Genomic DNA, 26,135 nt, shown 5'->3' on the forward strand with positions numbered 1-26,135 from the left:
GTCGTGGTTACGGTCAGCGGCGGACACCGGAGACCGCCGACCGCGGTAACCGGCCCGCGCGGGAATGCCCGGCCATCCGGTCCCCGTCGACCACGACGTCGAAGGCCAGGTTGAGCCGCATCGGTTTGGTCACCGATTGCCGCCAGGTCAGCCGCGTGCCCTCGGCGGCCGCGCCACTCGTCAAGTCCCGCAACAGAACTGTCTCGCCCTTGTACGTCGCCGTGCCGGCCAGTCCGCCCGGCAACTCGGCGAACGCATACCGCACCGCCAGAGTCCCGATCGGGGTCTTGATAGTTACGTCCCAGTCACCACCGATGCCCATCTATGCCTCCACCGGTTCTCGTCCCGTCGGACGCCACACGGTGCCCCGACGCTCGTACTCGAAGAGCTCCTCGACGGCGTGCGCGACTCGCGGTCCGTACCACCGGTCCAGCAGGTACAGGGCCAGATCGAGCCCCGACGTGACACCGCCTGCGGTAATCAGGTCGCCGTCGTCGACCACGCGCGCCGCCACCGCACGCACACCCGCGGCTTCGAGCAGCTCCAGGCCCAGGTGATGAGTCACCGCGTGGCGCCCCTCGATCAGGCCGGACATCGCCATCACCACGGATCCGCCGCAGACACCGGCCACCGTCACCTCCGGGTTGTCAAACGCCTTCCGCAACAACGGTGTCAGCTCGGTCTGCGCCGCTCGGGCCAGCAGCACCGGGATGGTCTCGACACCGTCGTCCGGATCACCGGCGATGGGGCCGCTGGCGCCGGGCACGATCACGCAGCCGCTCGCCGACGGATCGAGTGCGGCGGCGGCCGTCAGCGCCAAACCGCGAGTGCCGCCGATGACACTGCGCGGCCCCTCCGCCGACACCAGCGTCACCGTCAGGTCACCCACCACACGGTCGCTGCCCGCCGCCAGGACTTCGAACGGGCCGATGACGTCGAGCGGGTCGAACCCGTCGTACAAGACAATCTGTGCGTGCACCACGTCATCGTCATCGGCCGCGTCCGACAAAACCAGTGGCTGGATTGACACTATGGACCGGTATATTGCCAACCCATGCACTCCGTGGCGATCCTGGCCGAGCCGGACGTCATCGCGTTCGATCTGGCGATCGCGATCGAGGTATTCGGTCGTGTCTGCCTCCCGACCGGCGCTCCGGGGTACCGCGTTCGGGTTTGCGGCGCGGACCCCGTCGTTCCGGCGGGACCCGTGCGGATCGCCACCGATTGCGGCCTGGCGGAACTCGCAAACGCCGATACCATCGTGGTGCCCGGGCGCAACGACGTCACGGTGCCGGTCCGGCAGGATGTCATCGCGGCGCTGAAGTCGGCGTACGGCAAGGGGATTCGCATCGCCTCCATCTGCAGCGGCACCTTCACCGTCGCCGCCGCCGGGATACTGGCTGGCAAACGCGCCACCACGCATTGGTCGGCCGCCGACCTGTTTTCCGCCGTGCATCCCGACGTCCGACTCGATGCCGCCGCGCTCTACGTCGACGAAGGCCAGGTTCTCACCTCCGCCGGGGCGTCCGCGGGACTCGACTTGTGCCTGTACATGGTTGCGCGCGACTACGGCTCGTCGGCGGCCGCCGACGCCGCCCGGTTGGCGGTCACACCCCTTCATCGCACCGGCGACCAGGCTCAGTTCGTCATTCGCCACCGCGCAAGGTCCGACACCGAACTCGACGGCCTGCTGGTTTGGCTGGAGGGCAACGCCCACCTGCCACTGACGCTCCGCGACATCGCGCGGCAGGCCGCCACCAGCGAGCGAACCCTCAACCGGCGGTTCAAGACGGAAACGGGCCAAACGCCGATGCAGTGGGTGAACAGCGTCCGGATCAAGCACGCCGAGGAGCTGCTCGAGCGCAGCTCCGACAGCGTCGAATCCATCTCGCGCCAGGTCGGTTTCGCGTCAGTGACGAATTTCCGCGAACAGTTCCGCCGCCTGGTGGGAGTGGCGCCGCAAAGTTATCGCAATGCCTTTCGCGACAAGAATCACGACACCCAGGCGTGGGCCGCGAGGCGCGCTAGGAAACCCGTGTCCACGGTTGACAGTTCTGCGACTCGAAGGCCTTGACCGCCGTGTTGATGTTCGCGTACATCGGGCCGATCGAGGTGTTGGTCTGAAGCACGTGCTCCTTGTTCGCATCGGGCGTGCTGTAGGTGAACCACGAGCACATCGAGTCCTGGGTTGGCACGTTGTTGATCCACACGCCGAAGGCCGAACCCGAGCCGCCCGTGTGGTAAAGGCCCGGTGCGATGTCGGGGCCCACGACAAAGACGCCGTTGCCGGGGATCGGGTCCAGTGGGTCGGCGACGGCCGGGGGTGCGAGAGCTATCGCGACCACGGCGACACCGAGGATGGCCGACGTGCGGATCGTTCGGGGCACTTTTCCTCGCTTATGTCGTTGCCCCCTCCCAGGGGAGAATATGCCGAGGCGCGCGCGGGAAACAACAGTTAGCCCGAGGCCGGACGGCTCCCGTCGACGACCACCCCACGAGCGGTGAGGTGGTCGATCAGGGGCACCGCGCCGGCCGCGAGATGCTGGGACATCGCCGAGCGGGCCAAATCCTCGTCGCGCTTCTTCAGCGCGGACAGGATCCGGCGATGGTCCCTCATCGACTGTTCCGGCCAGCCCTCGATGGCGGGGAACACCGATTCCGGTGCGTAGCGGGTGATCTGGGACATCAGTTGGGCCAGTTTCGGCGAGTCGGCGGCGACGTTGATGGCCCGGTGGAATTGATGGTTCAGACGCACCGTCCGCTCGTCATCGTCGCCGGCGTAGGCGTCTTCGAGCTCCGCCTGGATCTGTTTGAGTTCGCGCAGTTGGTCGTCGGTGATGTTGATCGCGGCCCGCGCGGCGAGTTCGCCGCCGACGTGGGCCTGCACGTTCGCGACGTCGGTGACGTCGCGCCCGGTCACCGGCAACACCATGAAACCGCGCCGGGGCCGTTGGTCGATCAAACCTTCGGCGCGAAGGGCGAACAGCGCTTCCCGCACCGGTGTGACACTGATGCCCAACTCGGCGGCAAGTTGATCCAGGCGGACGTAGGACCCCGCGACGTAGGTGCCATCGAAGATCCGCTGACGGATCAACCGCGCGACATCGTCCGAGAGTTGGGGCCGCGCGGCGAAATCCGGAACCGTCATCGCTACACCTGGTACTCGGCGAGCAGCCGCTTGCTAATGATGTTCTTCTGGATTTCGCTGGTGCCCTCGCCGATCAGCAGGAACGGCGCATCCCGCATCAACCGCTCGATCTCGTATTCCTTGGAATAGCCGTAACCGCCGTGGATCCGAAAGCTCTGCTGGGTGACCTCGGTGCAGTATTCGCTGCACAGGTATTTGGCCATCCCGGCGGCGACGTCGTTGCGCTCCCCCGAGTCCTTCAGCCGCGCCGCGTTGACCATCATCAGGTGCGCCGCTTCGACTTTGGTGGCCATCTCGGCCAGTTGGAAAGCGATGGCCTGATGTTCGGCAATGGGCTTGCCGAAGGTGTGGCGCTGTTGCGCGTAGCGGACCGCGAGCTCAAAAGCGCGGATGCCGACGCCACAGGCGCGGGCCGACACGTTGACCCGGCCGACCTCGATGCCGTCCATCATCTGGAAGAAGCCCTGCCCGGGGGTTTCGCCGAGGATGTCGTCGGCACTGGCCTGGTAGCCGTCGAAAATCATCTCCGTCGTTTCGATGCCCTTGTAGCCCAGCTTGTCGATTTTGCCCGGAATGTGCAGCCCGGGAACGACTTCGCCGAAACCGACCGGCTTCTCGACGAGGAACGCGGTCAGATTGCGGTGCGCCCTGTCCGAGCCCTCGTCGGTGCGCACCAGGACAGCCACCAGCGTGGAGGTGGCGCCGTTGGTCAGCCACATCTTCTGACCGTTGATCGTGTAGTTGCCATCCGGGTTGCGCTGGGCGCGCGTACGGATCGCGGCGACGTCGGAGCCCAGCTCCGGTTCCGACATCGAGAAGGCGCCCCGCGTTTCACCGGTCGCCATGCGCGGCAAGAACCGCTGTTGCTGCGCGTCGGTGCCGTGCTGGCGCAGCATGTAGGCCACGATGAAGTGGGTGTTGAGGACACCGGACACGCTCATCCAGCCGCGGGCCAGCTCCTCGACGCACAGCGCGTAGGTCAGCAGCGACTCCCCCAGGCCGCCGTACTCCTGGGGAATCATCAGCCCGAACAAGCCCATATCGCGCATCTGGTCCACGATGTGCTGCGGGTAGGTGTCGCCGCGTTCCAGCTCCGCGGCGTTGGGGATGACTTCCTTCTCGACGAATTGCCGTACGGCGGCGACGATTTCGGTCTGGAATTCGGTCAGCCCGAGGGTCTGTGCGAGTCTGGTCATGCGTCGTCTTTCCGTTTCGGGTTGCTGCGCTAGTCGATCGTGTTCGCGTCCGTCAGCCGTTCGATGTCGGCCGATGTCATTCCCAGGCGCCGCTCGAGGACCTCGGCGGTGTCTTGCCCCAGGGCGGGCGCGGCCGCGCTGGCGGGGTGGGCGCCGTCGAACGCGACCGGCAGTCCGGCGGCGAAGTAGTCGCCCAGACCGGGTTGGTGTAATCGGGAAAACACGGGGTTGGCCGTCACCTGAGGGCCCGCGGCGACCTCCGCGAAGCAGCGGTAGCGCTCGAAGAGCACCGTGGTCTTCGACAGCGTGGCGGTGACGTCGTCGGCCGTGTGATCGCTGAACCAGGTGGCGAACAGGCCGGACAGGACGTCGCGGTACCGGTAGCGGTCACCCTCGGAATCGAAGTCGACGCCCAGGGCCTCGGCTAGCGCGGACACCGCGGCGCCGGTGCCCGTCACGTCGACGAGATCGCGAAAGTGCCTGCGGGTCAGGGTGACCACCATGAACCTGGCGCCGTCGCCACAGGTGAAGTCCTGTCCGTACTGGCCGTAGATGGCGTTGCCCAGGCGCTGCCGCTGGGTGCCGGTGACCTGCGGCTCGGTCAACAGTCCCAGGTTCCCGGCCGTGGCCAGCGCGACATCCTCCAGCGCCAGGGTGATCCGCGCGCCCAGCCCCGATTCGTCCCGCCGGCGGACAGCGGTGACGACGGCCAGGGCGGCATACAGGCCGCAGCACACGTCCCACGCGGGCAGCACGTGATTGATCGGCCCGGCGTGCTCGGCCGGACCGGTGACGAGCGGGAACCCGACACCGGCGTTGACCGTGTAATCCACACCGGTGGAACCGTCGCCGCGCCCGAGCAGTTGGACGTGGATGACGTCGGAACGCTGGGCGGCCAGCACGTCGTGACCGAGCCAGGACAGCCCGGCGGCGTTAGTCACCACCACACCGTCTCCCTCGACGATGAGCCGCTGAACCAGTTCCTGCCCGTCCGGGGAGCGCAGATCGATGGTGGCCGAACGCTTCCCCTTGTTCAGGCCGGTCCAGTAGATCGACGTGCCGTCCGCCGCCAACGGCCAGCGCCGGACGTCGGAGGCGCCGCCGATCGGATCGACGCGAATCACTTCGGCGCCAAGCTGACCCAGCGTCATGCCGCAGAGCGGGGCGGCGACGAAGCTGGACACCTCCACGACGGTGAGGCCGCTCAGCGGGCCGGTCACGTCGAGGCGACCCGCTCGAACACCGCGGCGAGACCCTGGCCGCCGCCGATGCACATGGTCTCCAACCCGTAGCGCGCCTCGCGGCGGTTGAGCTCGCGCGCCAGGGTGGCCAGCATGCGCCCACCCGTCGCGCCGACCGGGTGACCGAGGGAGATCCCCGATCCGTGCACGTTTGTCCGGTCGTGGTCGGCGGTGCCGAAGTTCCATTCACGCATCACCGCGAGCGCTTGCGCGGCAAAGGCTTCGTTGAGTTCGATGAGGTCGATGTCGGACAACCGCAGGCCGGCCTTGCCGAGCGCCGCCTCGGTGGCCGGCACCGGGCCGATACCCATGATGTGAGGCGCCACGCCGGCCAGCCCCCACGACACCAGGCGCACCAGGGGCGTCAGACCGCATTCGCGCGCCTTCTCCGGCGTGGTCACCACGCACATCGAGGCCGCGTCGTTCTGTCCGCTGGCATTGCCGGCGGTCACCGTGGCTTCTGAATCCTCATTCGCCAGAACGGGTTTCAACTTGCTCAACGACTCGACCGACGTGTCGGCGCGCGGGTGCTCGTCGGTGTCGATCAATTCCTCGCCCTGCCGGGTACGCACCGCGACTGGAATGATCTCCTCGGCCAGGATGCCGTCCTTCTGCGCGGCCACCGCACGCTGGTGCGACCGCACGGCCAGTTCGTCTTGCTCCTGGCGCGGAATGCCGTACTGGCGGCGCAAATTCTCTGCCGTCTCCAGCATGCCGCCGGGCACGGGGTGATGCCGACCACCGGCGGTGGTGCGGCCACGCGCCAGCCCGTCGTGCACCCGGACGCCGGTTCGCGCGCCGCCCCACCGCATGTCGGTGGAGTAGAAGGCGACGTTGCTCATGCTTTCGCAGCCGCCGGCGACGACGAGGTCGTGATCGCCGTTGCCGACCTGCAGGCACGCTTGGATCACCGCCTGCAGGCCCGACCCGCATCGGCGGTCGACCTGCATCCCGGGGACAGTGACCGGCAGCCCGGCGTCCAGCGCCACCACCCGCCCGATCGCCGGCGCCTCACTGCTCGGGTAGCAGTGGCCGAGGATGACGTCCTGCACGGCGTCGGGCGCCAGCCCCGTCCGTTCGAGGAGACCCTTCAGCGCCGCGACCCCAAGATCGACGGCGGTCAGCGACTTGAACACCCCGCCGTAGCGGCCAATGGGGGTCCGTACGGGTTCACAGATGACGGTCTCGCGCATCGCGCTCATAGATGCCGGCCGCCGGTGATTTCCATGACGGTTCCGGTCATGTACGAGGACAGGTCAGAGGCCAGGAACAGCGCCACGCTGGCAACCTCGCTGGGTTCGCCGGCCCGCCCCATCGGCACCTCGGCAACTTTCGAATCCCAAATGCGCTGCGGCATGGCCTCCGTCATCGCCGAGCGGATCAAGCCGGGGGCGATCGCGTTCACCCGGACGCCGAGGTAGGCCAACTCTTTGGCGGCCGCCTTGGTCATGCCGACGATGCCGGCCTTCGCGGCCGAATAGTTGGTCTGGCCGACCATGCCCACCTTCCCCGACACCGAGGACATGTTGATGATCACGCCTCGCTTGTTTTCCCGCATGACGGCGGCGGCCAGCCGGGTGCCGTTCCAGGTTCCCTTCAGGTGCACGGCGATGACCTGATCGAACTGCTCCTCGGTCATCTTGCGCATCGTCGCGTCGCGGGTGATGCCTGCGTTGTTGACCATGATGTCCAGGCCGCCGAAACGCTCGACGGCGGTCTGAATCAGGGTCTCGACGTCGGCCGCCTGCGTGACATCGCAGCGGACCGCGACCGCGACGTCGTCGCCGCCCAATTGCTTGGCGACGACCTGGGTTTCTTCGAGGTTGACGTCACCCAGCACAACTCGCGCGCCCTCGGCGACAAAGCGTTCCGCGATGGCAAGACCCAGTCCCTGCGCGCCGCCGGTGATCACCGCGGTCTGACCTGTCAGCATCGACACCTGATTCCCGCCTCCCTGTGCTGTCGTCCCGGGGACACCCCGGCAGTCGAATATCATATTTCATATAGGATCTGCACCGGTGCCCGGTTCCCGCCCCGGGCCGTTGACCGGGCCGGCCGCTCGCGGCCGAGAGGCCCCGCCACTGCCAACGATGGAGCGTCCGCCTATGACCACCGCCGAACAACCCGAGGTCTCCGACGACGATTTCCAGGAGATCCTGGCCCAGACCCGCCACTTCGTCCGGACGGCCGTGGTCCCGCGCGAACAGGAGATCCTCACCGAGGATCGGGTGCCCGACGACCTGCGTGAGCAGGCCAAGAAGATGGGGCTGTTCGGGTACGCGGTGCCGCAGCGGTGGGGCGGCCTCGGCCTGAACCTGATGCAGGATGTCGAACTGGCGATGGAACTGGGTTACACCTCGCTGGCACTGCGTTCGATGTTCGGCACCAACAACGGCATCGCCGGCCAGGTCCTGGTCGGCTTCGGCACCGACGAGCAGAAGACCCGCTGGCTGGAATCGATGGCGTCCGGCGACGTCGTCGCCTCCTTTGCGTTGACCGAGCCGGGCGCCGGATCGAACCCCGCCGGCCTGCGAACCAAAGCCGTTCGCGACCAAGGCGATTGGGTGATCTCGGGGCAGAAGCGCTTCATCACGAACGCGCCCGTCGCCGACCTCTTCGTGGTGTTCGCGCGCACCCGGCCGGCCGACGACCAGGGTCCCGGGATCGCGGTATTCCTGGTCCCGGCGGACGCGCCCGGCGTCGAAGTCGGCAGCAAGGACGCCAAGATGGGTCAGGAAGGCGCGTGGACCGCCGACGTCAGCTTCGACGACGTCCGGGTCGGGGGCGACGCACTGATCGGGGGCAGCGAGGACATCGGCTATCGAGCCGCGATGACGTCGCTGGCGCGGGGCCGGGTCCACATCGCTGCCCTCGCGGTGGGCGCCGCGCAACGCGCGCTCGACGAATCCGTCTCCTACGCCGCGACCGCCACGCAGGGCGGCACGCCAATCGGACAGTTCCAGTTGGTTCAGGCGATGATCGCCGATCAGCAGACCGGGGTGCTCGCCGGCCGCGCGATGGTGCGCGAGGCGGCGCGGCTCTGGGTCTCCGGCGAGGACCGCAGGGTCGCGCCGTCGGCGGCCAAGCTGTTCTGCACCGAAATGGCCGGCAACGTTGCCGATCTCGCGGTGCAGGTGCACGGCGGCAGCGGCTACATGCACGGCGTCCCCGTCGAGCGCATCTATCGCGATGTGCGGCTGCTGCGCCTCTACGAGGGCACCAGCGAGATTCAGCGCCTGATCATCGGATCCAACCTCGTCAAAGCGGCGCAGCGCACGACATCAACGAAGGAGCGGTAATGGCAGGAAAGCTCGCAGGGAGAGTCGCATTCATCACCGGGGCCGCGCGCGGCCAAGGCCGCGCGCACGCGGTTCGGCTGGCGCGGGAGGGCGCCGACATCATCGCCGTCGACATCGCCGGCAAGCTGCCGTCCTGCGTGCCCTACGACCCCGCGACTCCCGACGACCTTGACGAGACCGTTCGCCTGGTCGAGGAAACCAACCAGCGCATCATCGCCTCGGTCGTCGACACCCGCGACTTCGAGGCGCTTCGCCGGGCCGTCGACGCGGGCGTCGCCGCGCTCGGGCGACTGGACATCATCGTCGCCAACGCCGGCGTCGCTGCCCCGCAGGCGTGGAACGAGATCACGCCGGAGAACTTCCGCGACGTCATGGACATCAACGTGACCGGCACCTGGAACACCGTGATGGCCGGCGCGGACAAGATCATCGAAGGCGGTCGCGGCGGCTCGATCATTCTGATCAGCTCCGCGGCCGGCATGAAGATGCAGCCGTTCATGGTGCACTACACCGCGAGCAAGCACGCCGTCACCGGGATGGCCCGGGCCTTCGCCGCCGAGCTGGGCAAGCATTCGATCCGCGTCAACAGCGTGCATCCCGGGCCGGTGAACACGCCGATGGGCACGGGCGACATGGTCGCCGCGGTGGGCAAGGCCATGGAGACCAACCCGCAGTTGTCCAACGTGCTCACGCCGTTCCTGCCCGACTGGGTGGCCGAGCCGGAGGAGATCGCCGACACCGTGTGCTGGCTGGCCAGCGACGAGTCGCGCAAGATCACCGCCGCGCGGATCCCGGTCGATCAGGGCTCGACGCAATACTGAGCCGGCGGGGAATACATCGCCCTGATCGATGCTTGCAGGTCACATGAAAGCCTTCACCGAGAGCGAACGTCAGGAGTTTTTGGCCGGCTTGCATGTCGCGGTCCTGTCCGTCGACGCCCCCGACGGGCGACCGCCGGCCAGTGTTCCCATCTGGTACGACTACACCCCCGGCGGAAACATCCGGATCATGACCGGGGCCTCCAGCCGCAAGGCACGACTCATCGAGCGGGCGGGCAAGGTGACGTTGGTGGTCCAGCGCGAGGAACCGCCGTATCAGTACGTGGTGGTCGAGGGCTCCATCGTGGACACCGCCAATCCCGCACCCACCGACGTGCAGGAGGCAATCGCCATCCGCTACCTCGGGGAGGAAGGCGGGCGGGCGTTCATCCGCAGCATGGAGGGTGTGGACGAGGTGATGTTCACCATTCGCCCCGACCGCTGGCTCACCGCGGACTTCACTGGCGACCTCTGAGTTCTCGGCCGATCGCCGGGCGTAGCAGATAGCGCTGGCGGCCGAAAACTACGCGCATACGCCGATGTTTGCCGCGTGCGGTTGCCGCATGCTGGCTAACATGAGCGAAATCGATCCACGGGCGGAAATGCCGCCCCTGGACTGGAGCCACGCGGCCATGAACGAGCCCCTGCCGACCGGCATCGTCACCCTGCTGCTGGCCGACGTCCAAGGCTCGACGCAATTGTGGGACTCTCAGCCCTCGGAGATGATGGCCGCGATCGCCAACCTCGACCAAACGCTGGCCGAGTTGGTGATCGGTCATCACGGCGTCCGGCCGGTCGAACAGGGCGAGGGTGACAGCTTTGTCGTCGCATTCTCCCGAGCGTCGCACGCCGTGGCATGCGCGCTCGCGATACAGCGTGCGCCCTTGGCGCCGTTGCGACTGCGCATCGGGTTGCACACCGGCGAGGTGCAGCTGCGTGACGAGAACAACTACGTGGGCCCCGCGATCAACCGGACGGCACGACTCCGCGAGCTCGCGCACGGCGGCCAGACCGTGCTGTCGGGCACTACCAGCGATTTGGTGGCCGACGCACTCCCCGATGACGCGTGGTTGAGCGATCTCGGCAGCCATGCGTTACGGGATCTGCCCCGTCGAGAGCGCGTGGTGCAACTGTGCCATCGCGACCTCTGCAACGAGTTTCCTCCGCTTCGTAAGCGGGAAACCCCTGCCACCCAACATCTTCCAGCCGAATTGACCAGTTTCGTGGGCCGCGACGCGGAAATCGCCGCGGTGCGAGACATTCTCGCGCGCGGCAGGCTGGTGACGCTGACCGGTGCCGGTGGGGCCGGCAAGACCCGGCTGGCCGTGCGGGTTGCGGCTACCGCGAGCGGCGCGTACGCCGACGGCATCTGCTATGTGGACCTGGCTCCCCTCACCGACCCCGACCTGGTGCCCGTTGCCACCGCCCGCGCGTTGGGCCTGCCGGACCAGCCGGGGCGTGCCCCGGAGAAGAACCTGCTGCAGTTCATCGGGGACCGAGAGATGTTGATGGTGCTCGACAACTGCGAGCATCTCCTGGATGCCAGCGCGGCGCTGGCCGAGACCCTGCTGGCGGCCTGCCCGCGATTGACGATGCTGGCGACGAGTCGCGAGCCGATCGGCATGAACGGCGAGGTGACCTGGCGAGTGCCGTCTTTGTCGCTAGCGGACGAAGCCGTACGGCTGTTCATCGACCGTGCCGGCAATGCGCATCCGGGCTTCCGGGCCAATGATGTCGACGCTCGCGCGATCGACGAGATCTGCCGCCGCCTGGACGGCATGCCGCTGGCGATCGAGCTGGCGGCGGCACGGGTTCGCGCGCTGTCACCTGGGGAGATTCTCGCCGGACTGCAAGACCGGTTCCGATTGCTGACCGGTGGATCGCGAACCGCGGTGCGCCGCCAGCAGACGTTACGCGCATCGGTGGACTGGTCGCATGCGCTGTTGACCGAACCGGAGCGAATCTTGTTCCGCAGGCTTGGGGTGTTCATGGGCGGGTTCAGCCTCGAAGCCTGCGGAAAAGTGGTGTGCGACAACGACCTGGCGCCACACCAGGTGATGGATGTGTTGGCACTGCTTGTCGACAAATCGTTGGTGATCGCCGAATCCGCCGACGGTCGAACGCGATACCGATTGCTCGAAACGATTCGTCAGTATGCGCAGGAGAAACTCGGCGAGTCGGCAGAGGCCGTCGCTGTCCGGGATCGGCACCGTGACCATTTCACCGCGATGGCGGCCGAACTCGACGCTCCGGGCGAGACAAGCCTGGAGATTCTGCTGGACCGGGCCGAAACCGACATCGACAATCTGCGGGCCGCCTTCGGGTGGAGTCGTGAGCAATCTGACACCGATCGGGCGTTGGAACTGGTTACTTCACTGCAGCCGTATTGGCTCACCCGGGGCCGCCTCAAGGAGGGGTCCGACTGGCTCGATCTCGCCCTGGCCGACGCCGAGGCGGGCACCGAGGTGACGCCCCGGGCGCTGGCGCGAGCCCTGGCGGATAAGGCGTTCCTGGACAACATGCGCGACCCGGATAGCTTCGCGCGAGCTCAGCGCGCACTGGCCATTGCGCGTGGGCTGGACGATCCAGCGCTGCTGGCGCGCGCCCTCACAACTTGCGGCCGGCTTGCCGCCTGGAATTCCGAACTGGCCCAACCGTATCTCTCCGAGGCGGAAAGCCTGGCCCGACAACTGGGCGACCGGTGGCGGCTCGGCCAGCTCCTCTACAGTCAGGCGCTCACCGCCATCATCGGTTCGGGAGACGTGGAGGCCGCGGTCGCCGCCGCGACGGAGGGCCGCGACCTCGCGGACGACGTCTTCGACCACGGCTACTCACGCGGATGCCGGTGGTGCCTGGCCGGAGCGCAGCTGGTGTTCGGGGATGTCGTCGGCGCGACGGAACAACTTAGCGCATTGCTGACCGAAGCGGACGCGGCGCACGCTCTGATCTGGCAGGTGTGCGCTCGCGAGCGCTTATGCCACGTCTTAGCCCACCACGGACAGGCCGACGAAGGTCGCACTCTCGCGATGGAGGCGCTCGAAGGCGCGGCCGAGATCGGCCGATACATGGAGGCCGTGGTGTACTCGTCGATGGCATTCGCGGCGCTCGCCAGCGGCGATGTGGACGCCGCCGTCGCGGCCAGCGAGGCGGCTCGCGAACGGTTCGGCGACTGGCCGGTGGCGACCATTAACGCCAAACCCTCCGGCGAAGTCGCGCTGGCACATGGCGATCTCACGTCCGCGCGCCGCTTGGCCGACGAGGGCGTTGCCGGCGCGCGAGGCTGGTTCGCAGTGCAGGCGCTGGCAATCCGGTCACGTGTGGCGTTAGCGGAAAGCCAGCCCGGTCAGGCCGAACGCGACGCCCACGACGCGCTGTCCCGCGCGGCCGAACAGCGAGCGCACCTCTTCGTACCGGACCTCTTGGAGTGTCTTGCCCGTTTGGCTCACCTCGCCGGGAACCACATGGAAGCGGCACGGCTCTTCGGGGCCGCCGACTCGATCCGCAAGCGCACCGGCATCGTCCGCTTCCGCGTGTACGACGCCGACTACGAGGCATCGGTCAATGCGACGCGTAAAGCGCTGAGCGACGAGGAATTCAGCACCGCCTGGGAAGCGGGCGCGGCCCTGTCCACCGATGAGGCGATCGCGTACGCGCGGCGCGGCCGCGGCGAACGCAAACGTCCGCCCAGCGGCTGGGACTCGCTCACCCCGACCGAACGCGACGTCGTCCGCCTCGTCAGCGAGGGATTGGGCAATAAGGACATCGGCGACCGGCTGTTCATCTCCCCGCGCACGGTGCAGACCCACCTGACCCATGTGTACGCGAAGCTGGGGATCACGTCGCGGATGCAGCTGGCGCAGGAAGCAACTCGCAGATCAGTGCTCGATTAGCTCCAGTGTTCCCAGCTCGCGGATCGCTTGGCAGCCGCGGCTGAGCATGGTCAGCACCATGTCGTCGCCCCGTTCGGTGGCGGCGGCGAACGCGAAACCCAGCGCGGAGATCAGCGGTGCCTGCAGCACCCCGAGCCGGTAATCACGCCAACAGGTTTCGCGGTCGTAGCCGGTGACGCCGCACGCCAACAGCGCGCGATGGTAGTCCGCGACGAGCCCTTCTTCGATGCCCGCGCGAAGCTGGGAACTGAGGCTGGTCGCGGTGAAGTAGGCCAGATCCCTGGCCGGCAGCCCCACGCCGAGCGTCTGCCAGTCGACCACGCAGACCCGGGTGCGGTCCGGGTCGAACAGCAGGTTGTCCAGTCGGTAGTCGCCGTGCAGCAGGGCGAACCGGCCGTACTCGGCGAGTAACCACGGCGTCACCAGACCCATTGCCGCGCTGAAGGTCTCGCGGTCTTCGGCGCTCATCCGGTCGCCCAGCTTGTCGAGCGTGATGTCGGCACTCATCTTCGCCACCTCGCCCATGCCGGCGGCGCCCGCTTCGTCCGGCCTGCCGAACGCGATGCCCGGGAAATCGAGCCAGAATGGATCGCACCAGCTGGGCGCGTGCAGGCCGGCCAGGGCGGTGACCGCGAGGCGCGCTTCGGCCTCGCCGCAGCCCGCGAGTTGATCGCCCTGCACCGCCGGCGCCTGATCGGCGAGCAGCAACGCGAAGTCCATTGCGTCGTCGGTGATCTCGGCATAGAAGCACTGCGGCGTCGGCACCTGCACCCGGTGCGCCACGGACGAATAGAACGCGCACTCGCTGCGGTATCCGATGACCACCCGGTCGCGCACGGTGTCGTCCTGCGACGGCAGCTTGATCACAAAGGTTTGCGGGAGGTCGGCGGGCTCGGTCGCGTAGCGGGCGGTCACCCGGTAGGTCGCACCCGTCTGCCCCGTGCCGATCGGGGTCACGTCCACGTCGGTGACCTCGACGGGGGTGCCGCGTCCGCTCAGCGCGGCCGATAACCATTGCGGGGTCACGTCGGCGGGATACCGCGGAATCGACACCACAGCACTCATGGGCAGCGCGCCTCCTGTACCCGGACGGCTCCGTCCGACTGACAAACTGTAAGGCATACCGCAAGAGTTGCGGTCAACTGCTGCACATCAGTCGGCGAGAATGCGCCATTCGGCGGCCTCATGCTGCTGCCGCCAGAACTCGTCGAAACGGCCACCCGCGGCGAGCAATTCGTCGACCGTTCCGTCCTCGATCACTCGGCCGTCGTCGAGGAACAGGACGCGGTCGCCTTGACTGATGCTGGCCAGCCGGTGCGCGACGATCACCTGGGTGCGCGACCGCGGATCAAGCGTCAGCGCGTCGACCACCGCGGCCTCGTTCTCGGTGTCCAAAGCGCTGGTCGCCTCGTCGACCAGCAGTATCGGCGCCGGCTTGAGCAGCGCCCGCGCGATGCTGACCCGTTGGCGTTCGCCCCCGGACAGCGCCGAGCCGCCTTCTCCGACGATCGTGTCGGCGCCGTCGGGCAACCGGCCGATGAGTTCGTCGACGCGGGCCAGGGCGACGGCCCGATTGAATTGGTTATCGCCCGCGCCGGGATCGCCGGCAGCCACGTTGTCCCGGACCGAGCCATGAAACAGGTAGGGATGCTGGAACACGACGCTGCTCGCCGCCCGGCGAGCCTCGGCGTCCAGCGTTGCGGCGTCGACGCCGTCGATCAGGATCCGGCCGCGGGTGGGCTCGTGCAGTCCGGCGATCAGCGCCAGGATGGTGCTCTTGCCCGACCCGGACGGCCCGACGATCGCCGTCGTGCTGCCAGGCGCCAGGGCGAAACTCACCCCGTCCAGCACGGGCGCGTTCGCGCCGCCATACCGGAACTCGACGTCGTCGAATTCGATGCGGGGCGCCGCGGCCACGGTCAGCGTGGCGGCCCCGGAGTTCACCAATGGCGCCGTGAGCACGGAACGGATGCGGTCGAGCGTGGCGCGAGTGCTTTCCAAGGCGGGCGCCAATTCGCTGATCGTGGTGAACGGTTCGAGGTAGCGCACGATCACGACGATCAAGGCGACGGCCTCGGGCACCGACACGGTCTTGTTGATCGTCAGGGCCGCGGTCGCGCCCGCCAGCAGAATGAGCGACAGCTGGCTGGCCAGGCTGAACAGCAGCTGGCCCGGAACCTGCATGGAGAGCAACCGCATGGTCGCCCCGTGCTGCGCGGCGAGCGCATCGCCGACCAGGCTGCGCGCCGGTTCGACCCGGCGTGCGGCCCGCAGCGCCTGCTGGGTGCGGGCGAATTCGATGATCCTCTCGGTGAGCGCGCTGTTGGCCTCGTCGGCCGCCGCGTCGGCACGCCGCGTCAGCCGCGCCGAGGCCCACAGCGCACCCAAGAGCAGCGGCACGCCGCCCAGCGCGGCCGCACCGAGCTGCCATGAGATCGGCAGCAGGGCGACGGCGATGGCCGCGGGCAGCAGGATGGCGGAGATCAGCGGCGTCAGCAGGTTGACGACCAGGCCGACCAGTTCCGGCCCGGTGGCGGCGATGGCCTGGCGCGCCGTCGCGGTGTGCTCGGCGGTGAACCAGTCGAGCCGCACGGCGGGCAACCGGTCCGCGACGTCGTGCTGGCTGTGGTCGAGGACGGTGAATCCCAGATCGAAGCCGATGCGCGCGGTCGCGGTGTCGATCACCCATCCGACGATGGTGGCGGCCGTGAGCCAGCCGAGCCACCCCAGCGCGCGATGCGGGTCGCCGAACAGGGCGCCGACCAACGGGACGAGCAGGACGGTGGCCGCCGCCCGCACCACCACCGACAGCAGCGCGAGGCAGCTGTAGGCGGTGACCTTGGCTCGCCGATCTGCGGGCAGCAGTCCCAACCAGGTGCGAATCATCGCGTCGCCTCCCGCGCCGCGGTGGCGGTGACCGGGTCCCGCCGGCCGCCTTCCCACAGCCGCCGGTACCGGCCGTCGGTGGCCAGCAACTCGTCGTGCGTGCCGCGCTCGGCGATCCGGCCGTGGTCGAGCACCACGATCTGGTCGGCTCCAGTGATCGTGTGCAGGCGGTGGGCGATCACCAGGACGGTGCGATCCCGGGTGAGCCGGTTAAGCGCCTGCTGCACAAGGTATTCCGATTCGGGGTCGGCGAACGCGGTGGCCTCGTCGAGGATCAGGACCGGGGTGTCGGCCAGGATCGCCCGGGCGATGGTCAGCCGCTGCCGTTCCCCGCCCGACAACCCCGTCCCCGCGCCCAGCACGGTGTCGTAGCCGTCGGGCAATCGCATGATGCGGTCGTGGATCTGGGCCTGGCGCGCCGCCTCCCGGATCTGCGCCGCGGTGGCATCCGGGACGGCCAGCGCGATGTTGTCCGCGACGGTGCCGTGCACCAACTGAGTCTCCTGCAGGACGAAGCCGACCTTTGCGTAGAGCTCGTCGGCGGTCATCGACCGGATGTCCTGCCCCCCAACGCGTATCGTGCCCTGTTCGACGTCGTGGAACCGGGCCAGCAGCGCGGCCAGCGTGGACTTGCCGGACCCGGACGGCCCGACAAGGGCGGTGACCGTGCCGGGCCGCAGCGTCAGCGACACGTCGCGGATCACCGGCACACCCGGGCGATAGCCGAAGCTGACCCCGTCGAACACCACCGTGGCCGACGCATCCCCGGGCTGGTCTTGCGGTTGCAGGGCGAGTTCGGGCTCGTCGAGCGTGTTCTGCAGGCGCCGGGCGGCCAGCATGCCGGCGCTGATGCCGCCCACCCCGTACGCGATCCCCAGCAGGCGCGCGCCGAATGTGGTGCCCAGCAACAGGAACGGCAGCAGATTGACCGCATTCATCCGCCCGGTGACGATGAGCAGGGTGCCGGTGAGGACGATCAACCACAAGAACGTCGACGGCCGCGTGACCAGGTCCATCAGCGTCTTCTTACCGGCCAACGGCCGCTGCCAGGACACGAGGAAATCGACGTACTCGTCGAGGCGGCGCCGGAAGCTGGATGCGGCCGCACCGCCGAAGACGCGGATGACCGGCTGACCCTCCAGGTAGGCGCCGGCCTCTCCGCTCATCTTCTCGGCCCAGCGTTGCGATTGCGGGATGCGCGGGCCCGACTGAATCGTGAGCGACGACGTCAACACCAGATAGACCAGAACGGGCAGGAACAGCACGAGCGCGACTCGCCAGTCGACGGCGAAGAGGTAGGCCAGCACGGCCACCGGGGCGATGATCGCCGCGACCGCGTCCGGGATGGCGTGGGTGACCAGGTAGTGCAGCGACAGCGTGTCGTCCTGCAACAGTTGCTTGATCGAGCCCGAGCCGCGCGCGGTGAACCAGCCCAGCGGCAAGCGAGATAGCTTGCGCAGCAACCGCGATCGCAGGTCGGCGGCGAACCGCGCGTCCACGACGTGCAACCACAGCGTGAGCGCCGCGCCGAGGACGGTGCCCGTTCCCAGCAGCGCGACGGCCGCGATCCCGACGTCCCAGAGCCGGGACGCGGGAGCGCCTGCGACCAGCAGGCGGGCCAGCTCGACCAGCAGCACGAACGGCGCCAGCTGGATCACCGTGATCACGGCCTGCAGCACGCCGGACAGGATCAGGGCCGAGCGCAGGGGCGCAAGCAACCGGCCGGCGGCCTGGGCGCGCCAACTGCCGCGGGCGGCGGGGGCGGTCGGCTGGTCGGGAGGTTTGGGCGTCGAGACCGGCTCCAGGGCAACATGATTCGCCGGCTCGGGCTCGTCGCCGCGGCGGGTGCCCATCGCCCGGCCGGCGCTCCAGTAGGCCTGGGCGTGCATCTCGGACTTGGGGAAGCCGAATTCATCGCGCAGCCGGGTTCGCACGTGCTTGAGGACCGTGGCCTCGGGGGTGGCCCACGCGTACCAGTTGGACCAGTCGCGGTTCTCGATCGCCCCGGCAAGGGATCTCTCGTCGCGGCGGGCCACCCAGTGCACCCTCAGCCGGGGGTGCGGCACGATCGGGATCAGGACGTCATGGTCGTCGTGTTGCTCGAGATACATCTCGATCGGCACGTCGTCGGGGACGACTCCGATGATCCCGTTCATGCCGGGGATCGACGCCGAGTCACCGATCAGCAGATAGCCGGCCGGCTGCTCGTCGGGCACGTCGAACCGCGACGAGCCCATCAGCGCCATGACCGCGATCGTCGCGCCCGGTTCCACGGTGCGTGCCCACTTCGACGCCGGGCCGGCGGGCTCGTGCAGCACGATGTCGACCGCGAAGCGGCCACTGGGAACGTCGGCCTCGGAGATGGTGTAAGCGCGCTGGAACTCGGTGTTGGATCCGTCCGGGTCGGGAAACCAGAACCGCAGCCAGGCCGCGGGTTCGGCGTCCACGTCTTGAAACAGCGTCGGCGACGTCATGCGCACCCGCACGAAATGCGGTGCGATTGGCACGGTTTCGAGCACCGTCGCGGTGTGGTCGCGAGCGCCGAAGCTGCGCAACATCACACCGGAGAATCCGCGTGCCATCAGCGGTCCCTTCCAGCGTCGCTCATCCCCGGCCCTCCGCTCGGTACGTTACCGCCATAAACTAAGGGTTGCCTTACCAAAGGTCAAACGTGGTGGGGCCGGGGCCGCCGGTAACCTCGAGGTGTGAGCGCTGAATCGGTGCCGCCCGTGTTGCTCTACGACGGAGTCTGCGGCGTCTGCAACTCGGTGGTCCGGGCGATACTTCGGTTTGATTCGCACGGCACCCTGCGCTTCGCGGCGCTGGACAGCGACTTCGCCCGAGCGGTCTTCGATCGGCATCCGACCATCGAAGGCGTGGACTCCGTGGTGTTCGTCGACGAACCCGAGCAGCCCGACGAACGCGTCGCCGTCCGATCCGCGGCGGCCCTGCGCGTAGTGGATTACCTCGGCGGCCCGTGGAAATTGCTCGGGGCGGCCCGCATCATTCCCGCTCCCCTGCGCGACTGGCTCTACGACAGGATCGCGGACGTCCGCTACCGCATCTTCGGCAAGCACGACACGTGCCCCCTGCCCCCGCCGGAGGTTCGCGCGCGCTTCTTGGACGCCTAGTCGATTGCCAGGTCGGCCTCGGACTCTTTGCGTTTCAGTTCGGCCAGCTTGCGGTCCTCGGCCGCGAACTCGCGATGGTGAATCGCCGACGCGTGGTGCGCGCCCACATCGGACACGCCTTGTTCGACGGTCCGGTCTTGGATCCGCGCGACTCGTTCGTGCTGCAGCGCCGATTCCTCAAAGCTGCGCGCCGCCGAGAGCCCGGCGTGAGCGGCGCGTTCGCGAGCCTCCGCGGCTCTGCGCTCCGCACGCTCGACCTCTTTGTCGGTAACTGGTTCGTCGTCTCCGGTGGCCATGGCGTCTCCCTCGTGTGCCCGTCTACCTCAAGTACCCCGCACAGAGGGTTTGACGCTTCGCGATCGACGAAGGGTGCGGGCGGAGGGACTCGAACCCTCTTCAGCTATCCTGGCTAGTGGACCACATTGCTCCCTAGCTGGGCAAACGCGCTACGCCACTTAACGCTAGTTATCTGTAACTGCCAGAGCTTTGTGTCCATGTGGTGTCCACGGAGCCTGCTGAGAGCTTTTAGCTGACGCGCGCGCGGGCACTATAAATGTCTGGCGCGCTCGCGCAATGCCAACGCCCCCCATCTGTTAGGCGGGCTATCCTGGATTTGGAGACAGAGGTTGTATGAAGTGGCAGCACCGTCGGCATGACGGTCAAGCATCGGTGTGGCATCAGGTATGTCGAGTCCGGTCGCCAAGCGACGGGCGTTAGTGTAACTTCGACGCATCGTCGCAGGTCATCGCAATCTGATCGGCCCCATCAACTGCAGGAGTAGAGTTCCACCATGCTGCCCGCCAACGTTAATATTGTCCTGACGGGAGAGAATCTCCCCGTTCAGGCCATTGCGGTCAGTGATTTCAAATTCAACGGCCGTCCATTGCGTGAAACGGTCCGCTTTCCAATGGGGTTGAATGCAGAAACCCAAGGCGCAAGTCTTCAAATATTACCTGACCGTATTCAGATACTTGTGACCGAAGTCACTAATATTGCGGCTGATGCGACCCATCTCCAAGAGATGATTGCACCCATCTTTGACTACATCGGGCCAAAATCTTTCAAAGGAGTTGGCCACAACGCTCAGTTTGTATTAGACCCCTTGATCCCCAAGAGTGCAGTTGCGAAATCTATCCTGAACGTCAGCGAGATCGCTAACATTCTTAGCGGAGACGTTGAAGAGTCGAATATCAGTGTATTTCGGCACATACCTAACGGCGCTATGTTGCGTACGACGTTTTCAACTCAAACTCCTGTCGATCGAATTGTGATGGAGTTCAACGCGCATTTCGACGTGAGCGGTTCGAGTGCGCGGGACGCAATATCCTGCCTGAAAGAGTCGCTCGATACTATGGCAGCTATCGTTGACAGAGCACAAGGGTCACTCTTAGCGGAGAAGTTAGGATCCAAATGAGCATTCAGCCGCTGTCCGACCTCACCCGACGATACTTTGGTTCGACGACCGAAGCAGACTATAGGCCTTCGGATGAATGGTTTCAGCCAACCTTTCAATATCTGTGGCTTAACGACTTATGGCTTAGTGACCGGTCCACGGTCGATCCGATGCATAGCGGGATTCTTCAATTCTCGACCACTACGGATACCGCCCCAATTTCGAGCTACTTGGCACTTAGTCGACAGACCTCGTCCGGCCCTGTTTCGTTTGCTCGCTCACTTGCCGCGAGACTGCGCACTGCAGTCAACTCCATCGATGAATGGGTCGAAGACCGGGAATACGAAAGCCTGTTCAGGCAAGAGGGCGAGCCGACACCAACGCGATGGGTCAAGCAACTCGCTCGGTTCAAAAACGGGCCGGAGATACCGCTTCGGTGGGATGATGACGAATAACACGACCATTGTTTCTCGAGCAGCCTAGCCCTGAGCTGAGACAAGGCGACATTTGTCTTGTCGATCGATTCCCTCGGTGGTCTTTGGATTCGACGACGTTGTCTCTACCGAAGGTTGATAAGCCGATATTAGCCGTTGACCAAATGCCCAGAGTTCTCAAAATCGACGATAAATTCATGGTATGCATCTGTTCTTACGACTGCGAATTAGATAATAAAATTGATCGGTCGGGGATACAACTCGCGCCAATCAAGTCTTTCCCTAAGACAAACTCGATGGAGGACTTGGAGAGATTAAGGAACAGCTGGCGGCCTGTCGGCTTCGAGTCCATGTCCGATGAACAAGCTCTCAACGCCTTAACCACGGCCGAAGAGATGGCCTTCGCCGTCCAAAACTTCTTCCCAATGCGACTGACACACACAGAGTCCGGTGAAGACGCTGTCGTCGATTTTGCGTCCATGATGAGCTTAGCGGAACCAGTGAAGGCGATCCCCCTGCTGCTATCCACTAAGCGATACGAAATGACCGAGGCAGCGCGGCGCTTCTTTCAGCTTAAGATCGCATTATTCATGGCCAGACCACCTGCTTAAAACGCCGCGAATCCCCCGAACCACGATCACCTCTTAGCAATTTTTCCCGCTGGGTTACTGGGGCCTTTGATGGAGGGCCTACCGCGTCGACTACCTACAAGCGGACCGACAGAACACCCAGGGCATCCAACTCATATGGACCCAATCGAACGCGCCGCGCGATCCGCGCTGAAGGCTATGACCCCGGCAACCCCGCCGTGGCGGCCGCACTAGAGCGGGTGCACGCCGAGCTGGAACGTTTTCGCTGGGCCGGGGACACTGGATAACCGAAGCTGAGCCGGGCCCATTGCTCGAAATCAACGACTTCGGCACCACGCCCGTCTTACGCTAGTGACCCGAGCGGGGAGAACGGGGTGATGAGCGACGACGACAACACCAGGTCGGCGGAAGACTTCACAAACGAACCGGAGACCACCGGCCTGCCGACGAGCGCTGCGCAGACACCAGACCTGGCTTGGTCGCTGGACGACTCCGATATCGAGCCACAGCATCGCTCGTGGCCTCGCACCGCTGCCCTGGCTACCGGCATCCTCGCCGCTGGATCGGGTATCGCTGCCGGATTATGGTTGGGTGTGCCAGATTTCAAGCACACTGTTACGAATGTCGTTGCACCGCGGACTAGTTCGGTCGCGCCAACCAAAGAAGATATGCCAGCACCAGTGACCACAACGGTGGCTGCCCATTGCGCACCGGGCCACAATGCCGACAAGGGTTGCCTACCGGTGGTAGTTCCTGGACCGGCAACCGTCACGGTGACGGCAACGCCGACTACCACGACGCAGCGATATAGCGACGGCGATAACGCCGAGAACATGCCGCCAGTGACGACGGCGACCAAGCCAGCACTGACATTCACCGCCGCGCAAGATCAGCAGGTGCTCGACAATCTACGGGGGCTCGGCTACACCATCAATAACCCGGCAACCGTGCTGTACTACGCACACGAATTCTGCCGACTGCTGCACCAGGGCGAGTCGATCGAGCAAGCAGACGGTCGCATTCAAGCGGAGTCAGGCGACACCACGACCAACGTATTGCAGGTCACGTCGAGCGCGCAGCTCGCCTACCCGAACTGCTACTAAGCCCTTCCCGGTTAGGCGCTTGCGAGCTACGAGCGCCACGACGGATTAGACGCCAACACCCTGCTATTCCTGGCGACAGATATCGCGCACCAACGCTTCCGGTGGCGAGCCAATTGAGCCATGTTGTCTCATAAGGTGACTCATTGCTCCGGGCAACGTACCCCACGAGCTTGTTCTCGGAACTGGCTCATGCCCGCGTCATTCATGCCAGACACTAGCGGGCTTCAAAGACCCAATTCTGCGCGTTACATCTCCTCGAGATTTTCCGAGGCGCCTTTCTTCTTCGGCATTCGCTCGAAGACTTCACGCGTCGCTTGTTGCAGCAGTTTCGGGTCGTGTCCGCCCATCTGAAGCCACCTGAGAGTTCCCCATTGCAACGTTGAGCATGCGGCACCAACAGTCTCTGTGATGAACATAGGATCGGGAAAAGCGATCGTCCGGAAATAACCCGGCTCATACTCGTCTACCGTCAAAAGCTCGAAAGCCTCTATCCCAAACCAATTCTGCCCATGGGCCGCGCCACTGGCAGCGTTCCAGAGGTAACTCCACCGATCCGCATCATGCTTCGTCGCGGTCGCAGCGTGGCGGACAAGTCTTTCGTAGCCGGGCGGCTTTTCCTTTGGGGCCGTGGCGATCGTCAGCCCTGCGCAGCGCGATTCCAAATCTGCGATCCGCTTGTCGATGCGCGCGGTGTCCAAGCCGCCCGCGAGAAGCGCGGCGCGGTGAAGATTGAAATCGCGATGCATGAGGCGGATGTGCCGCTGGGCGCACTCAACCGCTGTAGGGACCTCGACAAGCCACAGCGCATGAGCGGCAGCTTCCAGCCCAGCCCGGGCTAGGAGTAGGTATGGTCGCGGTCGAACTTCGTTCTTAGCGTCGGGATGCAGTTGGTAAGGCGCGATGACATCTGCCCAAAGGCATAGTTGCTCGGCTGCGGCGCAAAGGTAGTTCCGTATCCAAATGGTGGCCTTTTCCCATTCATAGAATGAGTCCGCCAGCGCTAGCGCACTGCCCGCCTTGGGGTCCACCACGCGCTTCAACACCAACTCGCAAGAGCGGGCCGAATAGGTGTGCCGAGTCCACTCCAGGTGGTGTTCGTCCGACAACTGGAGCCGCAGCTCATCACTCACGCTCGAAGGATACAAAACGCCCCCGACACGACAGACCGATTGGCTGATGGGCAATTGAGAGGGAATCGCGGTCAGCACCGCCGGACGGTGTGCCTGCTCGTCCGGCGTTGGACGTCACGGCTGTCGTACGTTCGTCGAGAAGGTGATCAACAGCGTGGTGCTCGGCGAACTGCCTCTGATTTCAGGGGCCGACCGCCAGGCAGCGGCACTAATCGGAGATCGCCGTCGAGAGTGTCAATGTCCCGCGTCATGACGGCGGAGCTTATGGCTGGACGGCCCGGACCGCACGTCACCTCTGGGAAGAGCCCCACACTGATCGGCGTTGCACCCAACAGGAGGTCGCTGATCATGACCGATTCGCAGAAGTGGGCCGCATGGCTGGTGGTGCTGGCCGTGGTCTTTCTGGCGCTCGCGTTCTTCGGCGAAGCCGCGCTCCTAGCGGCTGTCACCTATGTCGTGGTGCGCTTCGTGGTCATCGGCGGCATGGTCGGACTGATCGGTCTGGCGCTGCGGAAGGCTGGGTGAGCGCCCCGCTAGGGCGGTACCTTCAATCCCGTGCAAGACGACGAATACACCTACCGGGTGCGCTGGTCCGATGAAGACGGCGAGCACGTGGCAACCTGCGCTGAATTCCCGTCGCTGTCCCATCTAGATGCCGACCCGGCTGAGGCGCTGACAGGCATCCGGCAGTTGATCGCTGAGGTTGTGGAAGACCTGCGCGCGTGTGGGGAGCCGGTGCCCTCGTCCTGATGGAACCCACGGCCCCAGCCAGGCGTCCAAGCAGGCATGGATGAGATCGAACGCCCCGTAGCGCTGCAACACACGTGCGCTTAATACGCCGCGCCGTCGGCCCCGAAACCTAGCGTGAGGGCTATGAGCCAATGGGTTGTCCCTCTCGGTGTCGCGTTGATCGGGGCTGTTGCCACACTCGTCGCCGCGTACGTCGCCTATGTCAAGGACCGCAAAAACGAGCGGGCGATGATCCTTCAAGACTTGGACATTGCCGACAAGCTGCCGGATGACTCCGAGGCGCGCGACCTGCTGCGGGCCTACGCCGAAAATCGCGCGTTACTCTTGCCGCTAGAGAACTATTTTCGCTGGCTGGCACGCCGGGAACTCGGAGAAGGCTTCGTCATCCTCGCTATCAGCATGGCGGCCCCGGTGGTCACGCAAGCCACCCACATTTCACTGCAGAGGTTTTACATCTCGCTGTTCTGTTTCCTGGGCGTGATCGCCCTGCCGTGGATTTTCTACCGTCGCAGGCGTGCCGACCTCATCCAGCAATACCTCAACGAACAAGACCTCAATCCCGACGCCGTGGTGTCGATGAACGACCTCTACCTCCGAAGCTATCGGCCCATCTTTCTCAAATTGCCATCCCGTCTGAAGCGGCGCAAAACGGATGCGGAGTAACCCCATCTGCACGCCCAGCGTGCGCCTTTCACGCTCAGCGTGTATTTCTCGACAACGCATATGCGTTGTGGCACAGTGCTTTCCGTAACGCCCCGCGCACCGTTGACACCAGGGCCAGGGGTTCAGCCGAGCCTATTGGGAGATTGACAATGCACGACGCTACTCCCACTGCCGCGCTGATCACCACGCCCGGCAGCTGGCGCGACCTGACCTGGGCGATGACCGACTGGGCAATTGAAGACTGCGTGCGCTGGGACCGTGACGGCACACTCGACGCCAAAAGCTTGCTGAACTATGCGAGAAACAATATCGGTGACACGCTTTTCTGGTTCTGCAATTGAGCACCACCGCCAGCCGGGATCGCGAAATGCGCGAATTAGAACCATAGACTGGGGCCGCTCGCACGGAAAGGAGGTTAGACGCGCAAGCGACCCCAGCAGCGGCGTCTCAAGCACATCCCCGC

At 65.9% G+C, this 26,135-nt stretch carries 26 protein-coding genes; 13 read left to right on the top strand and 13 right to left on the bottom strand.

Annotated elements, in window-relative coordinates:
• Nucleotides 1–13: 13 nt before the first annotated feature.
• Nucleotides 14–322, bottom strand: coding sequence for a hypothetical protein (locus A5681_RS23110; RefSeq protein WP_067281053.1), 309 nt, complete (start codon nt 320–322; stop codon nt 14–16).
• Nucleotides 323–979: a DJ-1/PfpI family protein gene (locus A5681_RS23115; protein ID WP_067281349.1), complete on the bottom strand. Its 657-nt coding sequence runs from the start codon at nt 977–979 to the stop codon at nt 323–325. It lies immediately after the preceding gene.
• A gap of 75 nt (nt 980–1,054) precedes the next feature.
• Here A5681_RS23115 and A5681_RS23120 point away from each other — a divergent pair, with 75 nt between their 5' ends.
• Nucleotides 1,055–2,074, top strand: a complete 1,020-nt coding sequence (locus A5681_RS23120; RefSeq protein WP_082968506.1) for a GlxA family transcriptional regulator — start codon at nt 1,055–1,057, stop codon at nt 2,072–2,074.
• Here A5681_RS23120 and A5681_RS23125 read toward each other — a convergent pair.
• The 6 genes from A5681_RS23125 to fabG all read right to left on the bottom strand — a co-directional run bounded on the left by A5681_RS23125 (nt 2,025) and on the right by fabG (nt 7,581).
• Nucleotides 2,025–2,387, bottom strand: a complete 363-nt coding sequence (locus A5681_RS23125; RefSeq protein WP_067281056.1) for a hypothetical protein — start codon at nt 2,385–2,387, stop codon at nt 2,025–2,027. The genes A5681_RS23120 and A5681_RS23125 overlap by 50 nt on opposite strands.
• 68 nt (nt 2,388–2,455) lie before the next feature.
• Complete coding sequence (locus tag A5681_RS23130) at nt 2,456–3,148, bottom strand: GntR family transcriptional regulator (RefSeq protein WP_067281059.1); 693 nt, start codon at nt 3,146–3,148, stop codon at nt 2,456–2,458.
• A 2-nt stretch (nt 3,149–3,150) separates the two neighbouring features.
• Nucleotides 3,151–4,344: an acyl-CoA dehydrogenase family protein gene (locus A5681_RS23135; RefSeq protein ID WP_067281063.1), complete on the bottom strand. Its 1,194-nt coding sequence runs from the start codon at nt 4,342–4,344 to the stop codon at nt 3,151–3,153.
• Between the two features lie 29 nt (nt 4,345–4,373).
• Complete coding sequence (locus A5681_RS23140; RefSeq protein WP_067281068.1) at nt 4,374–5,564, bottom strand: CoA transferase; 1,191 nt, start codon at nt 5,562–5,564, stop codon at nt 4,374–4,376.
• The gene (locus A5681_RS23145) at nt 5,561–6,787 is read right to left on the bottom strand and encodes an acetyl-CoA C-acetyltransferase (protein WP_067281071.1); all 1,227 of its coding nucleotides are present in this window, start codon (nt 6,785–6,787) and stop codon (nt 5,561–5,563) included. The genes A5681_RS23140 and A5681_RS23145 overlap by 4 nt, the downstream gene beginning before the upstream one ends.
• Nucleotides 6,784–7,581: a 3-oxoacyl-ACP reductase FabG gene (gene fabG, locus A5681_RS23150; protein ID WP_082968507.1), complete on the bottom strand. Its 798-nt coding sequence runs from the start codon at nt 7,579–7,581 to the stop codon at nt 6,784–6,786. Before fabG ends, A5681_RS23145 begins: the two co-directional genes overlap by 4 nt.
• 109 nt (nt 7,582–7,690) lie before the next feature.
• Between fabG and A5681_RS23155 the strand changes: the two genes are divergently transcribed.
• From A5681_RS23155 to A5681_RS23170, 4 genes are all read left to right on the top strand, one after another.
• The gene (locus A5681_RS23155; RefSeq protein ID WP_067281074.1) at nt 7,691–8,884 is read left to right on the top strand and encodes an acyl-CoA dehydrogenase family protein; all 1,194 of its coding nucleotides are present in this window, start codon (nt 7,691–7,693) and stop codon (nt 8,882–8,884) included.
• On the top strand, nt 8,884–9,705 hold the full coding sequence (locus A5681_RS23160; protein WP_067281076.1) for a mycofactocin-coupled SDR family oxidoreductase: 822 nt from the start codon (nt 8,884–8,886) through the stop codon (nt 9,703–9,705). Before A5681_RS23155 ends, A5681_RS23160 begins: the two co-directional genes overlap by 1 nt.
• A 43-nt stretch (nt 9,706–9,748) precedes the next feature.
• Nucleotides 9,749–10,177, top strand: a complete 429-nt coding sequence (locus tag A5681_RS23165; protein ID WP_067281079.1) for a pyridoxamine 5'-phosphate oxidase family protein — start codon at nt 9,749–9,751, stop codon at nt 10,175–10,177.
• 100 nt (nt 10,178–10,277) lie between these two features.
• A complete protein-coding gene (locus A5681_RS23170; RefSeq protein WP_231996400.1) occupies nt 10,278–13,592 on the top strand; it encodes a helix-turn-helix transcriptional regulator in 3,315 nt (1,104 codons plus the stop codon).
• On the opposite strand, the gene A5681_RS23175 is transcribed toward A5681_RS23170, so the two are convergent.
• The 3 genes from A5681_RS23175 to A5681_RS23185 all read right to left on the bottom strand — a co-directional run bounded on the left by A5681_RS23175 (nt 13,578) and on the right by A5681_RS23185 (nt 19,060).
• Nucleotides 13,578–14,657, bottom strand: coding sequence for a phosphotransferase family protein (locus A5681_RS23175; protein WP_067281083.1), 1,080 nt, complete (start codon nt 14,655–14,657; stop codon nt 13,578–13,580). The two genes, A5681_RS23170 and A5681_RS23175, sit on opposite strands and share 15 nt — an antisense overlap.
• An 87-nt stretch (nt 14,658–14,744) precedes the next feature.
• Nucleotides 14,745–16,478, bottom strand: coding sequence for an ABC transporter ATP-binding protein (locus A5681_RS23180; RefSeq protein ID WP_067281356.1), 1,734 nt, complete (start codon nt 16,476–16,478; stop codon nt 14,745–14,747).
• Nucleotides 16,475–19,060 carry an ABC transporter ATP-binding protein/permease gene (locus tag A5681_RS23185; RefSeq protein WP_067281088.1) on the bottom strand — a complete coding sequence of 862 codons (2,586 nt, stop codon included), beginning with the start codon at nt 19,058–19,060 and terminating at the stop codon, nt 16,475–16,477. Before A5681_RS23185 ends, A5681_RS23180 begins: the two co-directional genes overlap by 4 nt.
• 123 nt (nt 19,061–19,183) lie before the next feature.
• Between A5681_RS23185 and A5681_RS23190 the strand changes: the two genes are divergently transcribed.
• On the top strand, nt 19,184–19,609 hold the full coding sequence (locus A5681_RS23190; protein WP_067281091.1) for a thiol-disulfide oxidoreductase DCC family protein: 426 nt from the start codon (nt 19,184–19,186) through the stop codon (nt 19,607–19,609).
• On the opposite strand, the gene A5681_RS23195 is transcribed toward A5681_RS23190, so the two are convergent.
• Complete coding sequence (locus A5681_RS23195) at nt 19,606–19,905, bottom strand: hypothetical protein (protein ID WP_067281094.1); 300 nt, start codon at nt 19,903–19,905, stop codon at nt 19,606–19,608. The genes A5681_RS23190 and A5681_RS23195 overlap by 4 nt on opposite strands.
• Nucleotides 19,906–20,399: 494 nt before the next feature.
• Between A5681_RS23195 and A5681_RS27265 the strand changes: the two genes are divergently transcribed.
• The 3 genes from A5681_RS27265 to A5681_RS26810 all read left to right on the top strand — a co-directional run bounded on the left by A5681_RS27265 (nt 20,400) and on the right by A5681_RS26810 (nt 23,129).
• A complete protein-coding gene (locus A5681_RS27265) occupies nt 20,400–21,023 on the top strand; it encodes a hypothetical protein (protein WP_156738108.1) in 624 nt (207 codons plus the stop codon).
• Between the two features lie 709 nt (nt 21,024–21,732).
• On the top strand, nt 21,733–22,047 hold the full coding sequence (locus tag A5681_RS23200; protein ID WP_067281098.1) for a hypothetical protein: 315 nt from the start codon (nt 21,733–21,735) through the stop codon (nt 22,045–22,047).
• A gap of 356 nt (nt 22,048–22,403) precedes the next feature.
• Nucleotides 22,404–23,129, top strand: coding sequence for a DUF732 domain-containing protein (locus A5681_RS26810; protein WP_082968508.1), 726 nt, complete (start codon nt 22,404–22,406; stop codon nt 23,127–23,129).
• A 245-nt stretch (nt 23,130–23,374) separates the two neighbouring features.
• On the opposite strand, the gene A5681_RS23210 is transcribed toward A5681_RS26810, so the two are convergent.
• Nucleotides 23,375–24,259, bottom strand: coding sequence for a hypothetical protein (locus A5681_RS23210; RefSeq protein WP_067281106.1), 885 nt, complete (start codon nt 24,257–24,259; stop codon nt 23,375–23,377).
• Between the two features lie 348 nt (nt 24,260–24,607).
• Here A5681_RS23210 and A5681_RS27275 point away from each other — a divergent pair, with 348 nt between their 5' ends.
• From A5681_RS27275 to A5681_RS23225, 4 genes are all read left to right on the top strand, one after another.
• Nucleotides 24,608–24,784, top strand: coding sequence for a hypothetical protein (locus tag A5681_RS27275; protein WP_156738110.1), 177 nt, complete (start codon nt 24,608–24,610; stop codon nt 24,782–24,784).
• Between the two features lie 30 nt (nt 24,785–24,814).
• Nucleotides 24,815–25,009: a hypothetical protein gene (locus A5681_RS23215; protein WP_067281110.1), complete on the top strand. Its 195-nt coding sequence runs from the start codon at nt 24,815–24,817 to the stop codon at nt 25,007–25,009.
• A 123-nt stretch (nt 25,010–25,132) separates the two neighbouring features.
• On the top strand, nt 25,133–25,672 hold the full coding sequence (locus A5681_RS23220; RefSeq protein ID WP_067281113.1) for a hypothetical protein: 540 nt from the start codon (nt 25,133–25,135) through the stop codon (nt 25,670–25,672).
• Nucleotides 25,673–25,821: 149 nt separating this feature from the next.
• Nucleotides 25,822–26,013 carry a hypothetical protein gene (locus A5681_RS23225; protein ID WP_067281116.1) on the top strand — a complete coding sequence of 64 codons (192 nt, stop codon included), beginning with the start codon at nt 25,822–25,824 and terminating at the stop codon, nt 26,011–26,013.
• Nucleotides 26,014–26,135: the final 122 nt, after the last annotated feature.

Origin of the sequence: Mycobacterium scrofulaceum, from assembly GCF_001667885.1 — a bacterium.
Classification (GTDB): Bacteria; Actinomycetota; Actinomycetes; order Mycobacteriales; family Mycobacteriaceae; genus Mycobacterium; species Mycobacterium scrofulaceum_C.

Coding starts and splice junctions, on each gene's coding strand:
- A5681_RS23110 (WP_067281053.1), bottom strand. CDS start 322: ATGGGCATCGGTGGTGACTGGGACGTAACTATCAAGACCCCGATCGGG.
- A5681_RS23120 (WP_082968506.1), top strand. CDS start 1,055: ATGCACTCCGTGGCGATCCTGGCCGAGCCGGACGTCATCGCGTTCGAT.
- A5681_RS23130 (WP_067281059.1), bottom strand. CDS start 3,148: ATGACGGTTCCGGATTTCGCCGCGCGGCCCCAACTCTCGGACGATGTC.
- A5681_RS23135 (WP_067281063.1), bottom strand. CDS start 4,344: ATGACCAGACTCGCACAGACCCTCGGGCTGACCGAATTCCAGACCGAA.
- A5681_RS23145 (WP_067281071.1), bottom strand. CDS start 6,787: ATGAGCGCGATGCGCGAGACCGTCATCTGTGAACCCGTACGGACCCCC.
- fabG (WP_082968507.1), bottom strand. CDS start 7,581: ATGATATTCGACTGCCGGGGTGTCCCCGGGACGACAGCACAGGGAGGC.
- A5681_RS23155 (WP_067281074.1), top strand. CDS start 7,691: ATGACCACCGCCGAACAACCCGAGGTCTCCGACGACGATTTCCAGGAG.
- A5681_RS23160 (WP_067281076.1), top strand. CDS start 8,884: ATGGCAGGAAAGCTCGCAGGGAGAGTCGCATTCATCACCGGGGCCGCG.
- A5681_RS23165 (WP_067281079.1), top strand. CDS start 9,749: ATGAAAGCCTTCACCGAGAGCGAACGTCAGGAGTTTTTGGCCGGCTTG.
- A5681_RS23170 (WP_231996400.1), top strand. CDS start 10,278: ATGAGCGAAATCGATCCACGGGCGGAAATGCCGCCCCTGGACTGGAGC.
- A5681_RS23175 (WP_067281083.1), bottom strand. CDS start 14,657: ATGAGTGCTGTGGTGTCGATTCCGCGGTATCCCGCCGACGTGACCCCG.
- A5681_RS23180 (WP_067281356.1), bottom strand. CDS start 16,478: ATGATTCGCACCTGGTTGGGACTGCTGCCCGCAGATCGGCGAGCCAAG.
- A5681_RS23185 (WP_067281088.1), bottom strand. CDS start 19,060: ATGGCACGCGGATTCTCCGGTGTGATGTTGCGCAGCTTCGGCGCTCGC.
- A5681_RS23195 (WP_067281094.1), bottom strand. CDS start 19,905: ATGGCCACCGGAGACGACGAACCAGTTACCGACAAAGAGGTCGAGCGT.
- A5681_RS27265 (WP_156738108.1), top strand. CDS start 20,400: ATGCTGCCCGCCAACGTTAATATTGTCCTGACGGGAGAGAATCTCCCC.
- A5681_RS23200 (WP_067281098.1), top strand. CDS start 21,733: ATGGAGGACTTGGAGAGATTAAGGAACAGCTGGCGGCCTGTCGGCTTC.
- A5681_RS26810 (WP_082968508.1), top strand. CDS start 22,404: ATGAGCGACGACGACAACACCAGGTCGGCGGAAGACTTCACAAACGAA.
- A5681_RS27275 (WP_156738110.1), top strand. CDS start 24,608: ATGACCGATTCGCAGAAGTGGGCCGCATGGCTGGTGGTGCTGGCCGTG.
- A5681_RS23220 (WP_067281113.1), top strand. CDS start 25,133: ATGAGCCAATGGGTTGTCCCTCTCGGTGTCGCGTTGATCGGGGCTGTT.
- A5681_RS23225 (WP_067281116.1), top strand. CDS start 25,822: ATGCACGACGCTACTCCCACTGCCGCGCTGATCACCACGCCCGGCAGC.